General features: G+C 56.3%; 2 protein-coding genes and 1 pseudogene. All 3 read left to right on the forward strand.

The window, feature by feature from the left end; translation table 11 throughout:
- Window positions 1–180: pseudogene (locus A2I95_RS25785) on the forward strand (ATP-binding protein); the annotation flags it as partial.
- Window positions 181–189: 9 nt separating this feature from the next.
- On the forward strand, window positions 190–2376 hold the full coding sequence (locus A2I95_RS25790) for a DEAD/DEAH box helicase (RefSeq protein ID WP_291734512.1): 2187 nt from the start codon (window positions 190–192) through the stop codon (window positions 2374–2376).
- A gap of 776 nt (window positions 2377–3152) precedes the next feature.
- Window positions 3153–5024 (forward strand): hypothetical protein (locus A2I95_RS25795; RefSeq protein WP_291734514.1); only part of this gene is annotated, 1872 nt, incomplete at its 3' end.

Here is a 5024-nt window from a genome sequence, read left to right on the forward strand (position 1 = left end):
GTCACCGCCTTTGTAAACCTACTTGCGGTTCTGGAACAAAACCCAGGAGTGATGTGGTCTGACCTGATTGATCAGATTGAGGTCGCTGACGATCAAGGAGATGACCTCAGTGACATCGACGAAGCTACCGGATCGCTGCCAACCGAGGACAATGACGACCTCGTCAGCTTCCGGCTGTAACTTAGCACGATGACCACTGCTTTCGATAAGCTCGCACACCCCGTTCAGAAATGGGTGCGTTCGAAAGGCTGGCGTGAGTTACGCCAAATACAAGCGGATGCGGTTCACACGGTTACGGGCAGTGACCGCGATGTCATCATCTCGGCTTCAACTGCGGGAGGAAAGACAGAGGCTGCATTTCTGCCGTTGATTTCACAGGTTTTGGACCATCCAGCCGAAGTTAGTGGCTTTGATCTACTATACATCGGCCCTCTCAAGGCCCTGATTACTGATCAAGCCATGCGGCTTGAAGATCTCTGCCGTGACGCAGAATTGCCGGCTTATCCTTGGCATGGTGATGTCTCCAGCAGTGTGAAATCCCGCGCAATGAAATCGCCAAAAGGCATTTTGTTGATCACACCTGAATCCCTTGAGGCATTGTTCGTCCGGCGCGGCCTCGAAATTCCACGCCTCTTTGGCGCGACGCGGGCCGTTGTGATCGATGAGCTACATAGCGTTTTGGACAGTGAGCGCGGCCTGCAAATGCGCTCACTACTGACCCGCCTGGAAATTGCTGTGAAGCGGCCAATCCGTCGTATCGGCTTGTCAGCAACGCTTGGTGATATGAACATGGCCAGGGCTTACATGCGGCCGGACAACGCCGATGCTGTCAAGTTAATCAAAGCCGAGGGAGGAGAGGCCGAACTTCTCTTGCAATTGCGGGGATATGTGTCTGGTGGTGAAGGTGAAAACACACCTTCGGCAACGGATGCTGTCTCTGAGCACTTGTTCCAGCACTTGCGTGGCAGCGACAACCTCGTTTTTGCAGGCAGACGTGACCATGTCGAAATATATGCAGATCGGCTGCGAGAGCTTTGTGAGAAATCCCACCTGCCGCAGGAGTTCTACCCGCACCACGCCAGCCTTTCCCGCGAACACCGGGATTTCGTTGAGAAGCGGCTGAAAGACGCAAATCAACCGACCACAGCGGTTTGCACCTCGACTTTGGAACTGGGGATCGACATAGGCGATGTCACCTGTGTCGCCCAAGTCGGAGCTCCTTTCAGTGTAGCGGCTTTACGACAAAGGCTGGGGCGGTCTGGGCGCCGTGAAGGACAGCCTGCGATCCTACGCCAATATGCAATTGAAGCAAGGCTCGATAGCAAAAGCAGCTTTGTAGATCAGCTCAGGCTCGGCTTAGTCCGGTCCATTGCGATGATCGAACTGTTGCTCGAGGGGTGGTGCGAACCACCGAGACCGGACGCACTCCACTTATCAACACTGGTTCACCAAGTTCTTTCCGTCATCGCTGAACGCGGAGGGGCCCAAGCAAGCAGGCTCTATCGCCTTTTATGTCAGGAAGGACCGTTCAGACAGGTGGGCACGGAATTGTTTCTGGATATTCTCCGGGCGATGGGACGAGCTGAAGCCGGTCTGATCGAACAATCTTCCGACGGTCTTCTGTTGCTGGGAGCGACGGGAGAGCGCCTGGTCGAGCACTACAGTTTCTATGCTGTGTTCAAGACGCCCGAAGAGTTCCGCCTTGTAGCAGACGGAAAAGAGCTTGGGACGCTGCCTATTGAGAACATCCTGTCTCCGGGTATGCTTCTGATTTTCTCTGGGCGCAGATGGGTAGCCCAAGAAATCCATGATCTGGAAAAAGTCATCATTGTGAAACCTGCAAAGGCTGGCGTTCCCCCATTGTTTGGTGGCGACCCGGGAATGATCCATGATCGCGTCATTGAAAAGATGTTTGAAGTCTTCGAGGGCGATTTTGAACCGGCCTACATGGACCAAGTCGCTTTAGGGCTACTCAAAGAGGCTCGCAGCAGTTTTCGGCGCTGGGGTTTCTCAGGTGCAGCTATCGCGGAACTCGGACAAGCCTCGCACGCTCTCGCAACCCGTTGCGGAACTGTCAAATCGACCACATTGGCCTTGGCACTGGGCGCCGTCGGATTTGAGGTCGAGCAGTATGATGGCTTCCTCATAGTAGATGTAGGAGACGCTGAAATGTCGCTACATCAAGCTCTTGCCCGACTATCATCAAATGAGGCTGTGGATTTATTTGAGCATTCGCCAAATCTGATATTCGAGAAGTTCCATGGCTATCTGACCGAGGATTTGCTTGCGCAGGATGCTCTTTCATCACGCGTTCAAGTTGAAAGTCTTCACTACCTCTGTGCAGCCTTAGTAAAAGGCAGCAATCTTGCTCCCTAAATTGGTCGTGTGCGCCTCAATACGCGTCGCAAGACCGGGGAAATATCGGTTCCAGACCTACATCGGCTGAACTACCGGCCTTGGGTTTATGTAAACACGAAGGTGGTAGCCAAGCTGGATCGCTCCTGGAGCCGCCGTCGGTCACAGCAATGAAACACGGCCAGGCTCGGACATAACGCCAACCAGCACTGGTCCATGGCTGATGGACAATGGCACAATCTTGTTTGCTGACCCCTTGGGTAAACTTGATTTGACAGAGCTTTTGAATCGGGGGCACCTCCCGAGAACAGCTATATCTTTGATAATCAGCGCACTTTCTGAGAATTTGAGGGTTTTCTTCACCAGTATGTCATTCTGGAAGAGCAATATCATGGGCTAATTTGCCCTCCCTTCCGGGAGGGTAGCCACAGTGAACAGCGGTTGACAAGTTGGCCTTCCTTGGGTTTGCTCGCCTTGTGGTAGTGTAATCCACTCAAGTAAACACCAATACAATTTTTCTTTGTTAATCGTGACGGCAATTCAAACTGACACCCCAGACCTCTACAAGTCTCTTGAGCTGATAGGTTTCAGCGTTTTCCAGGCAACTGAGCACGCCGACGCTTCGACAAAGACGGCCGCCGCCAACAATCAAGCGCAGGCGTTTCGGCTTCTGATGGCGTTGATCGTCAGGTATTTGCTCCTTCGCTTCCTGATCTTGCCGTCCCCTAAACAAATTAAGTCTGGCCGCAGGCCCATCCTGGTGCCAACGCACCTTTGACAATTCGAAAAGGTATACAATGCGCATCGCCCCCCTGATGACCCGCTCTCCAGAAACAAACGCGCTGCGCTACGTGACAGACGATTTGCTCGCCGAAGTCTACCTTGCCCCCAAGGTGCCCGAACCAAGCATCGTCGAGCACCTTGGCCCCGGTGCACCATGGTCCGAAAGCTTCTCCGCCGCACCAGAGGAGACTGCGCGTGCAATCAAGGCTGGGCTCCTGGCGCTTGCCCATGCGACGCCACGACTTGATCCAGCTGACGTCGTGACTGACGCTCTCCCCGAAGGGCGTGCCCGCTCCCATCTAACTGCGCTACGCCATCTATGGCACGACCTCGAATCTCTGCCCAACCCATTGAACACCTGGCGGCATATCATGAATAGCGCCGCATCCGATGCACTGGAACCGCTACCACTGGTCGGTGAGGAATGCATCTTTGCTTCTCCGGCCGAGGCCTCATTGGCCAATGCTCTTCGTGCACATCATGGTTGCGCAAATGATGCGCCAGTAACTCGCTTAGCTAACGACGGAACCGCGTTGCGCCATCTTCAGGATTGCTTCGGATTGCGCTCTGACACAGCCAAATCGGACACATCCGTTACCTGCTACGGGCTGCGAGACCCGCGCGAGGAGGCCGAATGCGCGGCTGCTTTGGCGCAATCCCACCTGGACGATGGCCGTGCGGATCACCCAGGCGAGATCGGCTTGCTTGTCCCGGACGGCCCCACCTACGAACTGGCCCTGAAAGAGGCCTTTGACCGGGTCGGACTGCCGCTCTCTGGGCTGCCCGCCCAACCAGTGATCCGTGACGGGCCGGGCGAAGTACTCTCGCTTTTGTTGGTCCTACTGAGCGGCCCCACATCGCGCACAGCGTTCGCCTCCCTGTGTATCGCACCCGGAATGCCCTGGCCGGCAGAGACCGGGCGCAAGATGTCACGCGAAGTGATCGACCGTGGCTGGTCGCAAACTGCGTCAAACCTGTCCGGCCCACCGCGCGAGCTACTCGACGCCTTGCGCCCCTGCAGCACCCCCGAACAACTTTTTGCCCGGCTCGGCGCCATTGCTCAGGCTGCACCCGAGGCCAAGCTGTACCCACGTATTGCGGCGTTGAAATCCGTCACGAGCAACTCCATCGACTGGCCACTTCTGCGCCGCCTCGCAGCGCCAAACCTCATCGCCTCGGAAGGGTATGACCGATTTGTCGAAGGCGTATCCCTTTTCACCGAAACTGCCCTTCCTTGGCGTTCGGTACGCCAACTGGTTGTGCTGGGCATGGCGGGACGTCACTGGCCCCGTCTGCCAGGATCAGACCCGTTCTTCACCGAAGGCGAGATCGCTATGATCCGCGACAGCGGCCTGCGATTGGAGGGGCGCCAGCAGAGGCTTGCCCGTGGATTGGAACTCTTCCGCCGCCAGCTGAGCGCAGCGACCGAAGGATTAACAATGCTGGTCCCGGCGATGGATTTGCGCGGCGATCTTTTAACTCCTTCGACGGGTTTGGCACTGATCGCGCAAATGCTGGGCGCCGAGGAACCCGCCGATCTTGTCCAGGACATGCGCTCGACCCAGCCGGAAGAATTACCGGTGGCAGCCATTAAACCCACCCCTGTCCCGCTTGGCGGCGCGCCTGCCTTGCCAGAAAGCGGCATGCTCCATATCCAGCGCGGACTTGGCACCACAGAACAGCCCGGCTTCGACCTGCTACGACTACGAAACGCACCGGACGGCACACCGCTACCGCATTCTCCCTCACGGTTGGAGACACTGCTGGTCAGCCCCCTTGGCTGGTTGCTGGATGAACTTGGCGCAAAGGACCTCAGCTGGGCGCCTGAGACACTGGATGGAATGACACTTGGGACGCTAATGCATCAGGTTCTGGAAGATGTCTTT

Source organism: Leisingera sp. F5 (genome assembly GCF_001593695.1).